This window comes from Paraburkholderia sp. GAS333, from assembly GCF_050435665.1.
Lineage (GTDB): Bacteria > Pseudomonadota > Gammaproteobacteria > Burkholderiales > Burkholderiaceae > Paraburkholderia > Paraburkholderia fungorum_A.
On record NZ_JBNDKS010000006.1, the window covers coordinates 38,680 to 56,567 of the forward strand.

At 65.6% G+C, this 17,888-nt stretch carries 19 protein-coding genes; 6 read left to right on the top strand and 13 right to left on the bottom strand.

The annotated features are described in order from the left end of the window. The 10 genes from pqqD to ABH945_RS27470 all read right to left on the bottom strand — a co-directional run bounded on the left by pqqD (nt 1) and on the right by ABH945_RS27470 (nt 9,772). Nucleotides 1-324, bottom strand: coding sequence for a pyrroloquinoline quinone biosynthesis peptide chaperone PqqD (pqqD, locus tag ABH945_RS27425; protein ID WP_074771310.1), 324 nt, complete (start codon nt 322-324; stop codon nt 1-3). Beyond that, nucleotides 321-1,061, bottom strand: coding sequence for a pyrroloquinoline-quinone synthase PqqC (gene pqqC / locus ABH945_RS27430; RefSeq protein ID WP_429252645.1), 741 nt, complete (start codon nt 1,059-1,061; stop codon nt 321-323). The genes pqqD and pqqC overlap by 4 nt, the downstream gene beginning before the upstream one ends. A gap of 115 nt (nt 1,062-1,176) precedes the next feature. Continuing rightward, nucleotides 1,177-2,115, bottom strand: a complete 939-nt coding sequence (pqqB, locus tag ABH945_RS27435; RefSeq protein ID WP_429252646.1) for a pyrroloquinoline quinone biosynthesis protein PqqB — start codon at nt 2,113-2,115, stop codon at nt 1,177-1,179. Further along, complete coding sequence (locus ABH945_RS27440) at nt 2,112-3,119, bottom strand: alpha/beta fold hydrolase (RefSeq protein ID WP_429252647.1); 1,008 nt, start codon at nt 3,117-3,119, stop codon at nt 2,112-2,114. Before ABH945_RS27440 ends, pqqB begins: the two co-directional genes overlap by 4 nt. Further along, nucleotides 3,116-3,688 carry a cytochrome b gene (locus tag ABH945_RS27445; RefSeq protein WP_429252648.1) on the bottom strand — a complete coding sequence of 191 codons (573 nt, stop codon included), beginning with the start codon at nt 3,686-3,688 and terminating at the stop codon, nt 3,116-3,118. The genes ABH945_RS27440 and ABH945_RS27445 overlap by 4 nt, the downstream gene beginning before the upstream one ends. A 145-nt stretch (nt 3,689-3,833) precedes the next feature. Next, nucleotides 3,834-4,664: a formylmethanofuran dehydrogenase subunit C gene (locus ABH945_RS27450; protein ID WP_429252649.1), complete on the bottom strand. Its 831-nt coding sequence runs from the start codon at nt 4,662-4,664 to the stop codon at nt 3,834-3,836. Continuing rightward, on the bottom strand, nt 4,661-5,620 hold the full coding sequence (fhcD, locus tag ABH945_RS27455; RefSeq protein WP_429252650.1) for a formylmethanofuran--tetrahydromethanopterin N-formyltransferase: 960 nt from the start codon (nt 5,618-5,620) through the stop codon (nt 4,661-4,663). The genes ABH945_RS27450 and fhcD overlap by 4 nt, the downstream gene beginning before the upstream one ends. 12 nt (nt 5,621-5,632) lie before the next feature. After that, nucleotides 5,633-7,327, bottom strand: coding sequence for a formylmethanofuran dehydrogenase subunit A (locus ABH945_RS27460; protein ID WP_429252651.1), 1,695 nt, complete (start codon nt 7,325-7,327; stop codon nt 5,633-5,635). After that, on the bottom strand, nt 7,324-8,742 hold the full coding sequence (locus ABH945_RS27465) for a formylmethanofuran dehydrogenase (RefSeq protein ID WP_429252652.1): 1,419 nt from the start codon (nt 8,740-8,742) through the stop codon (nt 7,324-7,326). Before ABH945_RS27465 ends, ABH945_RS27460 begins: the two co-directional genes overlap by 4 nt. A gap of 283 nt (nt 8,743-9,025) precedes the next feature. Next, nucleotides 9,026-9,772: a HisA/HisF-related TIM barrel protein gene (locus tag ABH945_RS27470; RefSeq protein WP_429252653.1), complete on the bottom strand. Its 747-nt coding sequence runs from the start codon at nt 9,770-9,772 to the stop codon at nt 9,026-9,028. Nucleotides 9,773-9,786: 14 nt separating this feature from the next. On the opposite strand from ABH945_RS27470, the gene ABH945_RS27475 reads away from it, so the two are divergent. The 3 genes from ABH945_RS27475 to ABH945_RS27485 all read left to right on the top strand — a co-directional run bounded on the left by ABH945_RS27475 (nt 9,787) and on the right by ABH945_RS27485 (nt 12,733). Further along, entirely contained in the window at nt 9,787-10,848 is a 1,062-nt protein-coding gene (locus tag ABH945_RS27475; RefSeq protein ID WP_429252654.1) for an ATP-grasp domain-containing protein, read from the top strand. Then, nucleotides 10,845-11,954, top strand: coding sequence for a hydantoinase/oxoprolinase family protein (locus tag ABH945_RS27480; RefSeq protein WP_429252655.1), 1,110 nt, complete (start codon nt 10,845-10,847; stop codon nt 11,952-11,954). The genes ABH945_RS27475 and ABH945_RS27480 overlap by 4 nt, the downstream gene beginning before the upstream one ends. 188 nt (nt 11,955-12,142) lie before the next feature. Then, a complete protein-coding gene (locus ABH945_RS27485; RefSeq protein WP_074771321.1) occupies nt 12,143-12,733 on the top strand; it encodes an aspartate kinase in 591 nt (196 codons plus the stop codon). A gap of 68 nt (nt 12,734-12,801) precedes the next feature. Here the strand turns inward: ABH945_RS27485 and ABH945_RS27490 are convergent, their stop codons facing one another. The 3 genes from ABH945_RS27490 to pqqA form a co-directional block, all read right to left on the bottom strand. Then, the gene (locus ABH945_RS27490; protein ID WP_074771322.1) at nt 12,802-13,551 is read right to left on the bottom strand and encodes a (5-formylfuran-3-yl)methyl phosphate synthase; all 750 of its coding nucleotides are present in this window, start codon (nt 13,549-13,551) and stop codon (nt 12,802-12,804) included. An 18-nt stretch (nt 13,552-13,569) separates the two neighbouring features. Then, nucleotides 13,570-14,172, bottom strand: a complete 603-nt coding sequence (locus ABH945_RS27495) for a DUF447 domain-containing protein (protein WP_429252656.1) — start codon at nt 14,170-14,172, stop codon at nt 13,570-13,572. Nucleotides 14,173-14,278: 106 nt separating this feature from the next. Then, entirely contained in the window at nt 14,279-14,590 is a 312-nt protein-coding gene (gene pqqA, locus ABH945_RS27500; protein ID WP_366487155.1) for a pyrroloquinoline quinone precursor peptide PqqA, read from the bottom strand. A gap of 234 nt (nt 14,591-14,824) precedes the next feature. On the opposite strand from pqqA, the gene ABH945_RS27505 reads away from it, so the two are divergent. The 3 genes from ABH945_RS27505 (at nt 14,825) to cbbX (ending at nt 17,870) form a co-directional block, all read left to right on the top strand. Then, entirely contained in the window at nt 14,825-16,324 is a 1,500-nt protein-coding gene (locus ABH945_RS27505) for a form I ribulose bisphosphate carboxylase large subunit (RefSeq protein WP_074771325.1), read from the top strand. A gap of 54 nt (nt 16,325-16,378) precedes the next feature. Continuing rightward, nucleotides 16,379-16,807, top strand: coding sequence for a ribulose bisphosphate carboxylase small subunit (locus ABH945_RS27510; RefSeq protein WP_074771326.1), 429 nt, complete (start codon nt 16,379-16,381; stop codon nt 16,805-16,807). Between the two features lie 82 nt (nt 16,808-16,889). Beyond that, nucleotides 16,890-17,870 (top strand): CbbX protein, encoded by a 981-nt coding sequence (gene cbbX, locus ABH945_RS27515; protein ID WP_429252978.1) that lies wholly within the window; start codon nt 16,890-16,892, stop codon nt 17,868-17,870. The last annotated feature ends 18 nt before the right edge of the window (nt 17,871-17,888 follow it).

A 17,888-nucleotide genomic window follows, 5' to 3' on the forward strand; every position in this document is an offset into this window, starting at 1 on the left:
TTACTCCAGCCAGTGGCGCGCATGCGCGTCGGCGACGAAGGCGCGCACGTCTGCGCCGATTCCCGTGGTGTTGAAGGCCTGCTCCAGATCGGCGATCAGAGCGTCTATGTCGCGGGTGCCGTCACAGCGTTTGAGAATCTCCCCCGCGCTTTGATTCAGCTTCACCATACCCTCGGGGTACAGCAGCACATGCGCGTTCTGCGCAGGCTCCCATTGCAGACGGAAGGGCTTCGCAATCGTCAGCGGCAGTGCGGCGCCGGTGGCGTCACGGCCGCGGGCCGCGTCGTTTGTAGGAGCGTTTGTCGATTCGTTGGTCGGGTTCATTGCGGGAAGGCCTTTTCGATCGAATCCAGCATGGTCCACAGAATGTCGAGCTTGAACTGCAGGATTTCGAGCGCGCGTTCCTGCTGATCGCGTCGCGTGAAGTAGTCGAGCGTGACTTCGAGACCGTGCTGCACGTCGCGCTGCGCGAGCGAAATACGCGAGCGGAAATAGGCGAGGCCGCTGGCTTCGATCCACGGATAATGCTCGGGCCAGCTAGCGAGCCGGTCGCGATGAACCTGCGGCGCGAACATTTCCGTGAGCGACGAGCAGACCGATTCCTGCCACGGCGCGCGGCGCGCGAAATTCACGTAGGCGTCGACGGCGAAGCGCACGCCTGGTGTGACGTGTTCAAGCGACCAGAGTTCGTCGCGCGACAGACCCACCGCGTCCCCAAGACGCGCCCATGTTTCGATGCCGCCTTCCGCGCCGTCGTAGCCGTCGTGATCGAGAATGCGCAGCACCCAGCGGCGCCGCGTTTCGCGATCGGGGCAGTTCGACACAACCGCCGCGTCCTTCAGCGGAATATTGATCTGATAGTAGAAGCGGTTCGCGACCCAGCCGCGAATCTGTTCGCGCGAACAGCCGCCGCTGTTCATCTTCACGTTGAACGGGTGATGAATGTGATACGCGGTGCCTTTCGCGCGCAACTGTGCCTCGAATTCTTCGCGGCTCCACGGCGGCGCGTCCGCGCTGACGTGGTTCACCGGCCTCGTCCCAAAGGTATCTTTCGCGTTCATACCGTCTCCGTTTTTTATCGCGCGACTGCGCGCGCGTTGCCAGCCGTGTGTCCTCAACCGCGTTTCATCGCCTGCGTTTCATCACCTGCGTTTTTCATCACATCTCGCAGCGGTCTCAAAGTTCGAACATCATTCCGTCATGGGCGACCTCGATCCCGTGTTCCGCGAGCACGCGCCGCTCGGGGCCATCGTCGACGAGGATCGGATTCGTGTTGTTGATGTGAATCAGCACCTTGCGCACCGCGTCCTGATTGCCGACGCGTGTGCGATCCAGCGAGTCAAGCGCTTCGATCATGCCGCCCGCGCCCGTCTGCGGCAGATGGCCCATGTCGGCCGCGGTCTTTTTCGACAGGCCGAGGCGAATCATTTCGTCGCCGGTCCACAGCGTGCCGTCGACCAGCAGCAGATCGGCCTCGCGCATCGCGTCGAGCACATGGGCTTCGATTGCACCGAGTCCTGGCGCGTAGAACACGCGCTTGCCCGATTGCAGGTTCGTCAGCATGAGCCCGATGTTGTCGCCGCGCTCGGGCGCATAGCGGTGCGGCGAGTAGGGCGGTGCCTTGCTCGACAGCGGCAACGCATCGATGCGCACGCCCGACAACGCGTCGACGGCCAGCGGCGCGCCGTCTAGCGCGATGCGACGATGTTCGACGCCGCAGTAATGCGACAGGATCGGCGCGACGGGGAAGCCCGTGCGCAGGTCCTGCCAGACGGCGTCGGTTGCGTAGAGCGGCAGCGGCGTGTCGCGCTCGCGCAGCATCAGCAGCCCGGTGACGTGGTCGATCTGGGCATCTATCACCAGTACGGCGGCGATGCCGCTGTCGCGCGCGCGACGCGCGGGTTGCAACTCGGGGTTCGCGGCAATCTGCGCGAGCAGATCGGGCGACGCGTTAACGAGTAGCCAGTCCTCGCCGTTCGCGCTCACGGCAATCGACGATTGCGTGCGACGCGTCGCTTTCAGCGTGCCGCGCCGCACACCGTCGCAATTGCGGCAGTTGCAGTTCCATTGTGGAAAGCCGCCTCCCGCTGACGAACCGAGCACCTTGATCTTCATGCGGCGCGGCGCAGATTGCGCCCCTCGTGAGAAGTGGAAACGAACATCGCGACGACCTGCGCGACGCGTTCGTGCAGCGCGGGCTCGCTCGCCAGATGTCCCGCCTTCACCCATTCGATCTGCGCAGACGGCACGGCGCGCGCGAGCCGCCGCAGATTCGCAGGCGGACAGACGGGATCGCGCGAACCGTGCACGGCGGCGATCGGCACACCGGCCGCCGCTGCGTGGCGCGCGAGCCGCAACAGACGCGTTTCGCCGAGCCAGCAGCGATGGGCGAGGTAGTGGCTCTGAACCCGGTATTTGCCGGTCAGCGCGCGCGCGAATCGAGGCGACACTCGCGTGCGCGGCGAAACGGCACCACCTGTCGCGGCGCTCGCCAGCACGTCGATCTCATAGCCGCGCCACGCGAGCGCGAGCGCGCGTTGCCGCGCCGCATTCGCGCCGTTGCGGAGAAGCGTCGCGCAACGGCCGGCGCTTAATTGGGATGACTGATCACAGGCCGCCGCTGCTCGTAGCTTTCGCCATGCGTGCGGCGCGCGTCGACGTGAAGTGACGAAGAGGCAGCGAATTTCGCGCGTCGACGTGAGAAAAAGGCCGCGCAGAACGACGCCCGCAATCGACTGCGGACATTGCCCGGCATACGCGAGCGCGAGCGACGCGCCCCACGAACCGCCGAGCAGGCTCCAGCGCTCGAAGCCGAGCCGCGCGCGAATCGCTTCGAGATCGGCGATCAGATAATCGGTGCGGTTATGGCGCACGCTGCCATGCGGCGTCGACTCGCCGGTGCCGCGCTGATCGATCAGCACGACGCGAAAGCGGTTCAGATCGAAGAGCCGCAGCGCGCTTTTCTGACTGCCGCTGCCGGGGCCGCCGTGCAGCACGGCGACCGGCACGCCGTCGGCCGCACCCGCGAGCGCGTACCACACGCGATGCCCGTCGCGCGTGCGCAGGGTATGCGGTTCGAGCAATGACTCGGACAGCGCTTCGCGGCGACGCTTCGTCATGGCAGCATCCTCGCGACCAGATTGTCCCGGTCGATCCATTGATGCTTGAGCGCACCCGCCACATGCAGCACGATCAGCGCGATCAGCACATACGCCGCCACCTCGTGAATACCGAAAAAAAGTTCGCGCAAGTGCGGATCGTCCCAGCCCCATTTCGGCAGTGGGATGCCCCAGAAGCGCGTGCCGAAACGGTTGAACGACGAGCCGAGATAACCGGCGAGCGGCATCGCGATCATGGCGACGTATAAAAGACCCTGCGTAATGCGCGCGGCGGCGCGTTGCCACGCTCGCATCGGCGGAAGAGGTGGCCGGTTGAAGGCCGCGAGCGCCGCGATGCGCACAAGCACCAGCAGGAAAACCGTCAGTCCAAGCGATTTGTGCAGATTCAACAGTGTCGCTTTGACCGGCAAACCTTTCGGCAATCCGACCATGTAGAAGCCGAGCGCGAGCAGCGCGACGATGCCGGCCGCGATCAGCCAGTGCAGTGCGATCTGCACGCCGGAATAACGCTCGCGGCGCGCTCTGGCACCCATAGCCGGTGTCGCATTCGACGTATGCACTGTCGTCATGCCTGTCTCCTTCTTTGTCTTTCTGTGTTTTGTGATGCCTGCGCCGATCTTGCGTACGTCGCCGGTTCCGGTAGCTTCGGACGCGTCGACCGGTTCTACTGCACGGTGCCGGGTGCGCAAGCCGCGCGCATCGGACGCCGTCACCTCATGCCACGATCAGGATTTCTCCGCGGCCGTCCACCGCGAGATCGCCTGTCAAACGCAGCGGCAATGGTGCGGTACGCCAGTGTGAAAACGGTGCGATTTCATCGGCAAAACTGCGCACGAGCAATGACCAGAATACGTCGAATCCCTGGCCGCCGCCGCTGAACGTTGGCGGTAGATCGGCGGGGCGTTGCGCGAGCAGCAGCGTGCCGCGTCTCATTGCATAGGCATAATGCGGGCCTAGCCGACCGGCCACGCCGACGGTCCCGGCAACGAGCCGCGATACTGCAAATTCGCCCGCGTCGCCGCCGACCAGCACGAGGCCGCGCCGCATGCGGTCGGCGAGACGCGCACCCGCGTTGCCGCAGATCGTCAGCGTGCCGCCCGTCATCCCTTCCATGTCGCCGGGCAACGCGCCTGCGACGAAATCGCCGCTGTCGCCACGGATCGTCAGCCGTCCGCCGCGCATTTCGCAGCCGGTGAAGTGGCCGGCGTTGCCGTGAATCGTCAGCATGCCGGCTGTCATTCTGAAACCACAGTGGTCGCCCACGGGGCCGCTCACGTCGAGACGGCCACCGTCCATCTGCGCGCCGAGCCGGTCGAGCCACGGCCCCGCGCCGTCGATCACGAGCGCGGCGCCGTCGTCGGGGCCGTCTGTCGCTGCACGGGTCACGTGAAACACGTCGCCGATCGCGCATTGCTCGTTGCCGCCCGGCAACACCAGACGCTCGATGTCGGCCACGCTCATGCCCGCGAGCGTCGAAGGCCGCAGTGCACCGGCGTCGACGCGAAAGCCGGGTGCGCTCGTCACGCGCAACGTCGTCGTGCTCATGCCCGTCCCCTGTCGAGACCGGCCGCCAGTTCGTGCAGATGGAAGTGATAGGGCCCGAGTTTGCCGCCATAGTTGCCCGCCGAAATCCGCAGCACGCCGCGCGTGCCGCCGAGCGCCGTTGCGGCCTCGATGCCGGCGGTCATCGCGGCGCCCACGTCGGTGTCGGTCAGTCCGTCGATCACAATCTCCAGCACGCAGCCCACTTGCGCGGAGAGTTCGCTGCGTGCCGCGAGGCCGAGCAGGCTGGGACAGAACGCATCGTTCGTCGACGCGCTTGCTCCTGCATAACGCGAGCCGACCTTCGAACCCGACCGCACGATGCCGCCTGGAAACGGCATGACTACGTTCGGCAGCCGGCGCATCACGGCGACGGCGGCTTCGGCGGCGGCGAGCGCGGCATCGGTGTCGCGCGCGAGAAACAACAGGTTGCCGCCGCCGACTGCCTTGACGGTCGCCGCCGTGTCCTCGCAGACGAACTCGCCGTCCATCACCGGCACGCGCCAGTAACGCGTCGGGCCGATCATCTTCGAGATCTGCCAGCCGTCGCCGAAAAAACGCAGCCCGCTGCCGAGCGGCGCGCGGTCGGACAGCGGCGCGCGGCTTGTTGCCGGATCGATGCCGCCGAACACGGCGGTCGTCGGGCACGTCAGCACACATTGCCCGACGCGCCGTCCGATCTGCTTCGCCAGTTCCTTCGACGACACCGCGAATAGCAGCACGGCGACCCCCGGCCGGCCATCGGGCGTTTCGTCGTCGCCCAGCAGTCGCTCGACGCCGGCCTCGCAGCCGCAGCCGATCACCGACGTCGCGAAGCCCGTCAGCGAGTTTGCCGCGTTCATCGCCCAGCTTTGTGTGTGCGCGGTGATCACGAGCCGCGTCGCCTTCATCGGAAAAGCCTCGGCGAAGGTGGCGTCGATCGCGGTGCCGTTGATTTCGAGCGTGGGCGGAGCGTTCATCGTGGGCGGCGATCAGGCGAGACACGCGACCGGCAACAGACGGCCGCCGCGACAGCAATCGCAGACTTCGTCGTCGCTGATCGCCGCGTGGTCGAAGCGCGTGGCGAGTTTCGTCTCGCTGTACGCGCGCAGCGTCTTTTCGATGCTGCGGTCGAATTCGGGCGCGACGAAATGAATGCCGCCCGTCGGCGCGGCGACCAGCATGCCATCGCGCGCGACCAGTTCGCCGTCCTTGAACACATAAGCGGGCGACGTGAACATCCGCTCGCGATCGGCGTCGTCGCGGTAGACGGCGATGTCCGCCGCCGCGCCCGCGCCGAGGTGTCCGCGATCGCGCAGCCCGAGCAGCCGCGCCGGCCCCGCGCGCGTGATGATCGCGATGTCGTACAGCGAGAACTCGCGCTTGAGGTCCGGCAACGCGCTCGCCACCGGCGCGTCGGGATGGAGCTTCGCGAGTTGCTCATCGCGAAACGTCTTGTCCATCAGCAGGCGGATCAGATGCGGGTAGCTCGTGAACGGGCCGCCGTTCGGATGATCGGTGGTCATCGCGACGCGCCACGGGTCGTCGACGAGCAGGAAAATCTCCAGCCCGATGATCCATTGCAGCGCGTTCACATAGCTCTGTTCGCGATAGCGGAACGGCACCACGCCGCAACCCGCATCGCATTCGATGTCGCCCAGCACCCATTTGTGCGGCCGCGCGAGCGGTGTGTTGCGGAACTGCATCATCGTGTCACCCGATGCGGTGACGGTCTGTCCAAAAATGATCTGGCCGACATCGATCGACACGTTCGGCCGCGCGTTGACCGCTTCGGCAATACGCTGCGCGCCCGACGAAAACTTGTGCGGGCCTTCGACACCGTAGCTGTGAAACTGGATATGCGTGAGATGGATCGGCAGGCCGCCGGCGGCATCCATCGTCGCAATCGTCGAATCGATATTGCCGGGCACGCCGAGATTGCTCGCATGCACATGCAGCGGATGCGGCACACGCAATTCGGTGAGCGCACGCGTGAGCGTATGCAGCACGTCGCGCGGCGTGACGCCGTAGTGCGCATGGGCTTCGTCGACATCGAGCGAGCGCTGGTTGAACTTGAATGCCGAAATGCCGCCCGGATTCACCACTTTGACGCCGAGCGCCTTGCTCGCATGAATCGTCCAGCCGATGTAGTCGCGCAGCCGCGCGAAATCGTCGCGCGCGGCGAGCATCTGCAGGAACAGTTCGTCATTGCCAAGCATGACGTAGGCGCCGTGATCGATGATCGGCGTGTCGCCCATTTCCAGGTGCGTGTGGCGTGCGTTGGACGGCATCATCGCCGGTTCGAACGCGGCCGTGTAGCCCATTTCGGCGTAGCGGTAGCCGGTCGCGAGCGTGCCCGGCGTGCAGACGCCGCACGACGGCAGGCGCAAGTAACGGCCTGCGGCGTCCTGCGCGGATTCAGAGGCGGACTCACGCGCGGTATCGTCGCGATGATCCTCGGGCAGCAGCAGCCGCGACAGGTTGGTCTTGCCGCCGCCGATGTGCGAATGCATATCGATGCCGCCCGCCATCACAATCATGCCGGTGGCGTCGTATTCGCGATCGGCGGGCGCATGGGCAGGCAACTCGACGATACGTCCATCGCGAAACGCGATGTCGCGACGCTCGCCGTTCACGTTGTTGGCCGGGTCGTAGACGGTGCCCCCTTTTAGCCGGACGACGCTCATGGGCATTCCTGCGCAGCGCAAACGGCAGCGATTTGCTGGTTGACGAGCGTGGTCAGCCGTGAGGCGATCGACGCGACAGTTTGCAATGTCTCGTGCTGTCCTTCGCCGCGCGCGGCAACCAGCCGCATCACCACCGTACCGTCGACGCGAAACAGATGACCGCCGCTGTCGATGCCCGGCGTCGCCACCGGCACAAACACGGTATTTGCGCCGCGCGTTCGCGCGGCGTCGGCGAGAGCCGGATGGCCGAGCACGATCAGCGCAAGGCCGGGGTCGAGGGCCGCCGGCCACGGTTGCGGCGCGAAACTGGCGATCCATAGCAACGCGTCGGTTTCGCGGGCGGCCAGCAGCCTGTGCGTGCGATAGCGATACGGATCGTGATCGAGCGGCGCGCTGCCTGCAATCCGCGCAGGTTTCGACACGCGCGTGCGCAGCGGCATGCCGGAGAGCCAGGTCAGCGCCTGATTGACCGTCGACGCACCATCGTCGCCGCCGAGTGCGAGACAGGCTGCGCGTGTCGTGCGATTGATCGTCTTGACAATCCGGTTCAGCGCTTCGATCAGCAGCGCCTCGTGCGGGCCGGGCAACGCGGCGGGTTCGTAGACGAGCACTGTGTAGCGCGCGGCGGCAATGCGCGCGTGCAGCGTCTCAAGCGTCGCGGCCATCTGTCCGGCGACGGTGTCGCCGTCGCGATGCAGCGCATCGGCGGCGCGGCCTTCGGCGACGGCGGACCACATCGCGAGCACGTCGAATGGATCGGCTTGCGGCAGCAGCGACCCCGTGCGGCACTGTGCAAAACCCGCGCTTGCCGGATCGACGCCGCTGCCGACGAAGATCAGTTCGCGCTCGAATTCCGTGCCCGCCAATATCCGCGTGAAAAAGCGCGGATAGCGCTGCGACGGCTGGCATCCGAAGAACACCAGCAGGTCCGCGCGCGAGCGTATTTCGGAGAGCGTGGTGAAGAACGCACCGCGATCCTGCAGCGCGAGCGTCGCCGCGCCCAACGCGTCGCCATGCAGATGATCGAGCATCGCGCCGCATGCCGCGGCAAGCGGATATAGCGCACGAGTGCCGGCGACGTCGGTGGCGAGTCCGCCAAAAAGCGGACGGCGTGCGTTCGCGAGCAGTGTCGCGGCGTGTGTCAACGCGGTGTCGAACGCGCTTGCCTGGCCGTCGACGAAGGCTTCGCTCTTTGCGTCATGCGCGCCGTACTGCGCGAGTCCAGCCGACAGACGAGGGCATTCGGTATCGGGAGCGTCGAGCATGCCGTCGTCGCGCGATTCGACGACGACGTCATCGCACAGCAGAGGGCAGAACGGACAGATCCAGTCGCGCTTATCTACCGGCGCGCGTGCGCTCGACGCGCTCGATGCGCTGGTGCGGGACGTGGACGGATCGTTGGACGAAAGGGGCATGGCGCATTTTTAGCAAGCTCCATGCCGATTTAAATCGCCGGTTACGTCCGCGCGCACGCGGCATCGCCTGAACGGTCGTGCTGCTTTGTTTTCAGCGGAATCGGGATTGCTGCGTGACGATTCCTGCGCGCTGCAAGGACCCGGCCGGTGTTGAAACGTCGGACAGGTTGTATTCGCGACTGGAGCAGAGTGTCACGCGCAGGCATCGGTGGATGTGGCCCGCCTGTCTTTCATTTGCCTATACGGCACGCGCGCCGAATGGCATGGAAATTGTATGGCAGTGCTAGCGCGACGCGGTGGGCGTGATGTCCATCTGCACATCGTGCAACGCGGACGCGACGAGCCACGCGCTTGCGCCGGTGTTGGCCGCAGTATCGAGATCCGCACGATGACGGATACCGCCCGCGCCGATCACCGTGGTGTGCGCAGGTGCGCTGTCGCGGATGCGCCCGACGCTGGCGAGATCGGGACCTGCGTAGCTGCCGACCTGATCGAGCGTCATCACGATGACGCGCGAGGGCCACCACGCCGAACCGTTGTCGAGCGATGCGGCGGCCAGCAGCGCGCCACCGCGATGATCGAGCGACAGGATCGGCGCGAGTCCGGCGGCTTGTGCAGTCTGAAGGGCGTGAATATCACGGAGCGATTCGGAGCCGAAGACCGGCACGAGTCGCGCAAGCGAGGGACGAGCGGGATGGGCGTCGCCAGGGATGAGAGTGTCGATGTGGTCGAACAGCGCGCGCATCGACGTGTAATCCGTGTAGCCGGCGTCGAGCCAGATGTCGACGCCCGGCAGCGCGGTACGCAACGCGGCGAGCGCCTGCACATGCGCGCCGCGCTGCAGGATCGCGCCGAGGTCGGCGATGTAGAGCGTGCGCGCGCCGCTGGCGGCGAGCAGCGCGCGAGCGATGACAAGCGGTTCGCTGCCCGCGGCGAGACGCGACTGGATGGGCCGATAGGCCGTTCGCTCGCCGCGCACCGCGCGCACCACGTGGCCGTCGAGCAGATCGAGAACCGGTATCACCTGCATGGGGGCGCGTTCCTTTGACCAAGATCTTTGTCTACGAGTATCTCACCGGCGGCGGCATCGATCCTGCGCTCGCGGGCGAAGGCAAGCTTGCCGACCTGAGCGCGCTGATCGTCGAAGGCCGCGTGATGCGCGATGCGCTGCTGGCCGATCTGCGCAAACTGGACGGCGTAGAGGTGACGTTCGCGACATCGCGCTTCGAAACGCCCGAGCCTGGGCAGCGTCATTGTAGGGCCACGCCCGGCGAATCGATGACGGCCTTCGTCGCGCGTGAGGCGCGCGCCCACGATTACGCGTGGATCATCGCGCCGGAGTGCGACGGGCTATTGCTGCGGCTGTACGACGCGGTCGGCGCGGCGCGCTGGCTCGGTTGCGCCAAGGAAGCGATCCGCGTCGCGTCGAGCAAGAGCGCGACGGCCGCGTGTCTTGCCGCGAGCGGCATTGCGACGACGCCCGCGCTGGAACCTGGCGGGGCAGATCAGGCCGACGAAACCGCTGGCCGCCGCTGGGTCGTCAAGCCCGACGACGGCGCGGGCGGCCTCGACACCTTCGTGTTCGATCATCTCGCCGATGCATGTGTCGAATACGAAACGCGCGCGGCCGCGGCGCGCAATCCGGTGCTGCAGGAATGGGTCGACGGCGAGCCGTTGAGCCTGTCGCTGCTGTGCCGCGAACGGCATGCCGAAGTGATCAGCATCAATCGTCAGCAGATCGGCTTGAGTCACGCAGATGAGACGTCGCAAGAGCCGCATATCGTCGAATTCGACGGTGTGCTGGTCGATCAGATCGACCGCTTTAGCGACCAGGGGCGCACGCTTAGTGCACTCGCGCTGCGGATCGCGCTGGCGTTGCCTGGTTTGCGCGGTTTCGTCGGTATCGACGTAGTGTGGCATCCGCAGCGTGGCCCGGTGGTGATCGAGGTGAATCCACGCGTGACGGTCGCGTACGCCGCCCTCGCGGCCGCACGCGGCGGCCAGCTTGCGCGCGCGCTACTGACGGCGCATGGCGTGCAGATCACTCCGCCTGCGAGGATGACGCTCGTGAAACCGCCTCAGCCGACGCTCGGAGCGCAGTCTTGAGCGCGCCGCATGCAACCGGTGCGCGCGTGTTCGGCTGGGACGTCGGCGGCGCGCATGTGAAGGTGTCGATGGTTGATCAGGGCGGCACCGTGCTCGATGTCGCGCAATGGGCATGTCCGCTGTGGCAGGGGCTCGATCATCTCGAGCGCACCATCGGGTGCGTCATCGAACGCTGGCCGCAGGCGCGCGATACGCACGCGCGTCACGCAGTGACGATGACCGGCGAAATGGTCGATCTGTTCGCCGATCGCGCCGCAGGCGTGCGCGCGATCGTGGCGACGCTGGCTGGCTGTCTCGATGCGCAGTCCGACGCGTGGCTCGACGCCCGTCTTGCGTTTTACGCGGGCGACGCTGGCTGGCTGGCCGCCGAGGACTGCGCCGCCGACTGGCGCTCGGTCGCCTCCGCGAACTGGCTCGCCACCGCGCGCTGGGTCGCCACGCGCGTGCCGAATGCGGTGCTCGTCGATATCGGCAGCACGACGACCGACCTCGTTCCGATCGTCGACCACCGCGTGGTCGCGCGAGCCGCGACCGACGCGGGCCGTCTCGCGAGCGGCGAACTCGTCTATCACGGCGTCGTGCGCACGCCGTTGTGCGGCATCGCACATCGGATCGAGTTCGCCGGTGTCACGGTCAACGTGATGAACGAATGGTTCGCGACCAGTGCGGATGTTTACCGCCTGACCGGCGAACTCGATCCGCTCTTCGACGCGCATCCAAGCGCCGATCAGGGGCCGAAAACCGAAGCGGCCAGTTGCGCGCGGCTCGCGAGGATGATCGGCCGCGACGCGCACGAAGCGAGCGCGACCGAATGGCGCTGCTTTGCGCAGCGCTGGCGCGCGCTGCAATTGCGGGAGATCGGCATGAATCTCGCGCGGGTCGTCGCGGGCCGCCCGGAACTGGCCGCCGCGCCGCTCGTCGGCGCCGGCTGTGGGCGTTTTCTGGCCGCCGCGCTCGCGCGTGACGAGGCACGCGGCTATCTCGACTTCGGCGCGCTGGCGGACGCGTCCGGCGAGTGTTCCGGGTGGGCTGCGACCTGCGCGCCGAGCGTCGCGGTGGGGTTGCTTGCGTTGGGCGCGCAGCGCATCGCGTCGAGCGGGGCATGAGGTGAGGCATGAGGTGACACATGAGGTGACGCGGCGATTGAAAACGGCGGTGCGCCGGGTCGTTTATCGACAGGTGCGCGCCACGCGTTATCACCGGGCGCAGCCGCAACGACCGGGCGACGCGCCGACGCGTGCGGTAATGGAACACACTGGCACACGGCATACAACTCGAAGCGAGGATAACCGTCATGTGGGTGGTCAAGATCGGAGGCAGTCTCAGTCACGAGTCGACGCTGCGCCACTGGCTCACCGAACTGGGTGAAGTTGGAGGAGGGCGGGTGGTCATCGTGCCGGGCGGCGGCGATTTCGCGGACAAGGTGCGGCAATATCAAAGCGAATGGCGTTTCGACGACCTCGCCGCGCACAACATGTGTCTGCTGGCAATGACCCAATACGCGCTGCTGATGCAGGGCGTCGTGCCGGAGCTCGTGCTCGCGTCGAGCGAGGCGAAGATACGCCGCACGTTGCGGGACGGCCATGTAGCGGTGTGGGTACCGACTGCGCTGATGCGCGATACGCCCGACGCGATGAGTAACTGGGACACGACCTCCGACAGCCTCGCTGCGTGGCTCTCGACGATGCTCAACGCGGAGCGTCTGATCGTCGTGAAATCCTGTCCGATCGCCGCCGACGATCGGCTCGAAACACTGGCCGCTGCGGGGGTGGTCGACTGTCGTTTTGTCGATTACGTGAAAGACGCGAACTACGTGGTCGAACTGCTGGACAAGAACAGCGTCGCGTTGATGCGCGACCGGCTGCTCAACAGTCCGGTCACGTGATGCGTTAACACAGCCCGGATTGGATTGACGCGGCGTCGTATTTTGCCGCGTGTTTGCCGCGTGTGTGCCTAATGACGGCGCAATGCGTCCGCGCCGTCCTGCAACGGGATGGCGCTGCCACCGGTCCTCGATCCTACGCTGGGCTCATGCAACGCGCTTGCCCATTGCGCGACGCGCTGCGGATCGAGTCGCGAGCGGCGCCCGTCGGCGCACAACGCGGTGCGAAATCCGGCGATATCGGGCGCGAGCGTGCGAATCTGTTCCAGTTGTGCCCAGCCAAGCGCACCGGCGATGCCGACCATCGCGCCGCGCGCACGGGTCAGCCGCAGCCAGCGGGCCAGCGTGTCGACGTCGGCGTGATCGAACAGCGTGCTGCCGTCCTTGCCGGCCGTATCGAACATCACGCCGATGAAGCCAAGCGCAGCGGTATGCGTGACGAGTTCGTCGTCCATGCCGCCGTCGCAGAGCAGCACCGGCACGACGGCGGCAGGCAGGTTCGCCAGCTGCTCGATGCAACGCCGCGCCGACGGACCGCGCGCCACGCCGACTTTCACGTAGTCGACACCCGCGTCGCTGACTTCGATCACACGCGACGCGATCTCGTCGAATGCATCGGCGGGCAGGTCGCCAATCGTTGCGCTGATCGGCTTGACCGGATAGCGCGCGCGCAACTGCCGCGCGATGTGCGCGATGTCACCGATCGCGAGGCCGCCGAGCGCGCCCTCGTTCGGCTCTTTCAGGTCGATCAGTTCGGCGCCCGCGCGAGCGGCGTCGAATGCCTCGTCGTCCGAGCGGACGCTCGCAAGCAATGCGGTCATCGGGGATCTCCGAAAAGGCTAGTGATGGACGGCGGCTGTAGCGGCATGACCATCGGATGAGGACTGCTCCGCGCGATGCCGCGCGACTGCGGCAACGAGCCAGTCCCATGCAACGCGTTCGTGCTCGCCGGCGGTTTTGTCGATTGCGATCTGCAGATAGGCCATCTCGCGATCGACCTTGTCGGCCGGCAGCATGAAGAGCCGGCTGACGAGAATCGCGCCTTCGATTACGGCAGCCTGCGCGCGGTTGAAACCGCCGAACGGCGCGTGATTTTCGCGATGGACGCATTTCATGCGCAGCACCGGACGTTCGGCGTCGTCCTGGAATTGATCGAGTTCGAGTTCGGCGTGCGCGAGCGATTGCGCGAGACGCACGCTTGCCACGTGGCTCGCGGCGACCGTGGGCCAGTCGGTCGCGTAGTGCGTCACGCAACCCGCGAACACGCGCACGTCGGTGGTGAAATTCAGGACCGCCGCACGCGACGCGACGATATTGTCGAGCGTCGTGGACGGACGGAACGGTGCGAGGATGATGCGATCATCCTCGAAACGCGCCCCCATGGGGGCGATATGAGGACGGCCATCGCACGCTGCCGTGGTGACAATCGTTTCGTGGATCATGGATGGGAACGTGTGTCCTGACAGCGCCGACAGGCCGGCCGATTAACGTACTGAAAAGATCAACCAACCGCGAAATGGGCCGCAACGCGCGGCCCTTCTAGCGGGCTTAACGCGTAGCGACATACATCACGATTTCAAAACCGAGACGCACATCGACATAGCTCGGAGTGGTCCATTGCATACGTGCTTCCTCCATGAGTTGAAACAGCGTTGCGCCGCAAGCCGAACGACAGGCCCGGCCTTGACGGCAACCGGCATGACGCAAGCTCCATGCCTGTCGGTTGCAACGCACGGGTGAGCCAGCGCAACTGCAGCCGATCAATACAGCATCCGCCGAATTGCGCCAGCGCGACACCTGCGCGAGCCATTCAACATGGCATGCCGCGCGGTGTGGCGAAAACGAAGCAAAGTGTTCCATCGCGCTGCGGAACGCCCGCAACGTTGTCACGCCTGGTTCGTATCGCCTCGTCGGATATTCTGCGCCGGATTTCCGTGCGCTGCTGAAAATCCGCTTCGCGATATGCAATCGATAATGGATCGGTTAAGTCTGCCAAATAAAATCGTGAATTTTCAATAGCGACGAGCGTGCCTACAGTGCAACTCAAGCGCTTCGTTCTTCCGGCCACGCGCTTGCCACATTCAAGGACACGTCATGAACGATTTCAGTCAACCGGTAATCGAGCCCGACCGCAGTGTGCCCACGCCGCGCACGCCGCGCGAACGGTACGCGGCAGGTGTCATGAAATATCGCGAGATGGGTTACTGGCAACCGGATTACGAACCGAAGGAGACCGACATCATCGCGCTGTTTCGCATCACGCCGCAGCCTGGCGTCGATCCCGAGGAAGCGGCGGCAGCCGTGGCGGGAGAATCGTCGACGGCGACGTGGACGGTCGTATGGACCGACCGTCTGACTGCCTGCGACATGTATCGAGCGAAAGCGTATCGCGTCGACCCGGTGCCGGCTTCGCGTTCCGACGAGCCGCAGTTCTTCGCTTACATTGCCTACGACCTCGATCTGTTCGAGGAAGGCTCGGTCGCGAACCTGACCGCGTCGATCATTGGCAACGTGTTCGGTTTCAAGCCGTTGAAGGCGCTGCGTCTCGAAGACATGCGCATACCGGTGGCTTACCTGAAGACCTTTCAGGGACCGCCGACCGGCATCGTTGTGGAGCGCGAGCGGCTCGACAAGTATGGGCGGCCGCTGCTCGGCGCGACGGTCAAGCCGAAGCTGGGCCTGTCGGGCAAGAACTACGGGCGGGTGGTCTACGAAGGTTTGCGCGGCGGACTCGATTTCCTGAAGGACGACGAGAACATCAATTCGCAGCCGTTCATGCACTGGCGCGACCGCTATCTGTTCGCGATGGATGCGGTGAACCGCGCGCAGGCCGAAACCGGCGAGCTCAAGGGGCACTATCTGAACGTCACGGCCGGCACGATGGAAGACATGTACGAGCGCGCCGAATTCGCGAAAGAACTCGGCTCGTGCATCGTGATGATCGATCTCGTGATCGGCTGGACCGCGATCCAGTCGATGTCGCGCTGGGCCCGCAGGAACGACATGATCCTGCATCTGCATCGAGCCGGACACGGCACCTATACGCGGCAACGCAATCATGGCATCTCGTTTCGCGTGATCGCGAAGTGGCTGCGCATGGCCGGCGTCGATCACGCGCATGCGGGCACGGCGGTCGGCAAGCTCGAAGGCGATCCGATGACGGTGCAGGGTTATTACAACGTGTGCCGCGAAGCGCACAACGCGGTGGACCTGTCGCGCGGACTGTTCTTCGACCAGCCGTGGGCGAGCTTGCGCAAGGTGATGCCGGTCGCTTCGGGCGGCATCCACGCGGGACAGATGCATCAGTTGCTCGATCTGTTCGGCGACGACGCGATCCTGCAGTTCGGCGGCGGCACGATCGGCCATCCTGCCGGCATTCAGGCGGGCGCGGTCGCCAACCGCGTCGCGCTCGAAGCGATGGTGAAGGCGCGCAACGAAGGCCGCGACATTCTGCACGAAGGCCCGGACGTGCTCGAAGCCGCGTCGCGCTGGTGCACGCCGCTCAAGCAGGCGCTCGATACGTGGCGCGACGTGACCTTCAACTATGCATCGACCGATACGCCGGATTTCGCCGCCACGCCGACGGCGGCCTGAGCCACCTGTTACGGATCGCAGACCGCCGATCGCTATCACTCAACGAGGTTAGTCATGCGCATTACACAAGGAACGTTCTCTTTCCTGCCCGACCTGACCGACGAGGAAATCGGCTTGCAGATCGATTACGCGCTGCGCCAGGGCTGGGCGTGTTCGGTCGAATTCACCGACGACCCGCATCCGCGCAATACGTATTGGGAAATGTGGGGCCTGCCGATGTTCGACCTGCACGACGCGGCCGGCGTCCTGCAGGAAGTCCGGGCATGCCGCGCAGCGCGCCCGCAGCACTACATCAAGGTCAACGCATTCGACTCGGTGCGCACCTTCGAGACGATGCGGCTGTCGTTTATCGTGAACCGGCCAGATGCGGAGCCGGGCTTCCGTCTCACGCGACAGGACGCGCAAGGGCGTGTACAGCGCTACAGCCTGTCGAGTTATGCGAGCGAGCGCCCGGCGGGCGAGCGCTACGAGCCGGTGCGCTGACGCGCAACGCGGCAGACCGCAGCGAGGAGGAATCATGAGAGACGACGCTGTCGTAGCGGAGCCGATCGTACCGACGAGTGCAATGACGAATGGAGCGGTAAATGCAGCGGTAAATGAAGCGACAAAGACAGCGGCCCCGATGCCGCAGGTCGACCTCGCGGCGCTTTATCGCGATTCCGGCATCGGCGACGTGCTGGCCGAACTCGATCGCGACCTGATCGGACTCGCGCCGGTCAAGACACGCATTCGCGAAGTGGCCGCCCATCTGCTTGTCGAGCGCGCCCGCGATTCGCTGGGCCTCGCCGGCGGCGCGCCGACGCTGCACATGTGCTTCTCGGGCAACCCCGGCACCGGCAAAACGACCGTCGCGCTGCGCATGGCCGAGGTGCTGCACCGGCTTGGCTATATCCGCCGCAATCATCTTGTGTCGGTAACGCGCGACGATCTGGTCGGACAATACATCGGTCATACGGCGCCGAAAACGCGCGACGTGTTGAAGCGTGCGATGGGCGGCGTGCTATTCATCGACGAAGCGTACTACCTGTATCGCCCGGAAAACGAGCGCGATTACGGGCAGGAAGCGATCGAAATCCTGCTGCAGACCATGGAGAACCAGCGCGACGATCTGGTGGTGATTCTGGCCGGCTACGCGTCGCGAATGGACGTTTTCTTCGAGAGCAATCCCGGTTTTCGTTCGCGCATCGCGCATCACATCACCTTTCCCGACTACGCTGAAACGGAACTGCTCGACATCGCCGAGAAAATGCTCGGCACGCTGCACTACCGCTTCGACGCGACTGCGCGGCATGCGTTTGCCGAGTACCTGGCGCGGCGTATCCGTCAGCCGAATTTCGCCAATGCGCGCTCGGTGCGCAACGCGCTCGATCGAGCGCGGCTGCGTCAGGCGAATCGTTTGTTCGTGGCTGCGTTGCGCGGTGCCGCACCGATCGATGCCGCCGCGCTCACGCTGATCGACGCCGCCGACGTGCGTGCGAGCCGCGTGTTCGACGAGCCACCGCCCGGCGGCCCGGCATCGTGCTTGCATGCGGCGCCCGCAATCTGAATCAATTCACCTTGAGGA

Bases quoted from the DNA above. Each gene is read 5' to 3' on its own strand.
- pqqD (WP_074771310.1), bottom strand. From the start codon at position 324: ATGAACCCGACCAACGAATCGACAAACGCTCCTACAAACGACGCGGCC.
- pqqC (WP_429252645.1), bottom strand. From the start codon at position 1,061: ATGAACGCGAAAGATACCTTTGGGACGAGGCCGGTGAACCACGTCAGC.
- pqqB (WP_429252646.1), bottom strand. From the start codon at position 2,115: ATGAAGATCAAGGTGCTCGGTTCGTCAGCGGGAGGCGGCTTTCCACAA.
- ABH945_RS27440 (WP_429252647.1), bottom strand. From the start codon at position 3,119: ATGACGAAGCGTCGCCGCGAAGCGCTGTCCGAGTCATTGCTCGAACCG.
- ABH945_RS27445 (WP_429252648.1), bottom strand. From the start codon at position 3,688: ATGACGACAGTGCATACGTCGAATGCGACACCGGCTATGGGTGCCAGA.
- ABH945_RS27450 (WP_429252649.1), bottom strand. From the start codon at position 4,664: ATGAGCACGACGACGTTGCGCGTGACGAGCGCACCCGGCTTTCGCGTC.
- fhcD (WP_429252650.1), bottom strand. From the start codon at position 5,620: ATGAACGCTCCGCCCACGCTCGAAATCAACGGCACCGCGATCGACGCC.
- ABH945_RS27460 (WP_429252651.1), bottom strand. From the start codon at position 7,327: ATGAGCGTCGTCCGGCTAAAAGGGGGCACCGTCTACGACCCGGCCAAC.
- ABH945_RS27465 (WP_429252652.1), bottom strand. From the start codon at position 8,742: ATGCCCCTTTCGTCCAACGATCCGTCCACGTCCCGCACCAGCGCATCG.
- ABH945_RS27470 (WP_429252653.1), bottom strand. From the start codon at position 9,772: ATGCAGGTGATACCGGTTCTCGATCTGCTCGACGGCCACGTGGTGCGC.
- ABH945_RS27485 (WP_074771321.1), top strand. From the start codon at position 12,143: ATGTGGGTGGTCAAGATCGGAGGCAGTCTCAGTCACGAGTCGACGCTG.
- ABH945_RS27490 (WP_074771322.1), bottom strand. From the start codon at position 13,551: ATGACCGCATTGCTTGCGAGCGTCCGCTCGGACGACGAGGCATTCGAC.
- ABH945_RS27495 (WP_429252656.1), bottom strand. From the start codon at position 14,172: ATGATCCACGAAACGATTGTCACCACGGCAGCGTGCGATGGCCGTCCT.
- pqqA (WP_366487155.1), bottom strand. From the start codon at position 14,590: ATGGAACACTTTGCTTCGTTTTCGCCACACCGCGCGGCATGCCATGTT.
- ABH945_RS27505 (WP_074771325.1), top strand. From the start codon at position 14,825: ATGAACGATTTCAGTCAACCGGTAATCGAGCCCGACCGCAGTGTGCCC.
- ABH945_RS27510 (WP_074771326.1), top strand. From the start codon at position 16,379: ATGCGCATTACACAAGGAACGTTCTCTTTCCTGCCCGACCTGACCGAC.
- cbbX (WP_429252978.1), top strand. From the start codon at position 16,890: ATGACGAATGGAGCGGTAAATGCAGCGGTAAATGAAGCGACAAAGACA.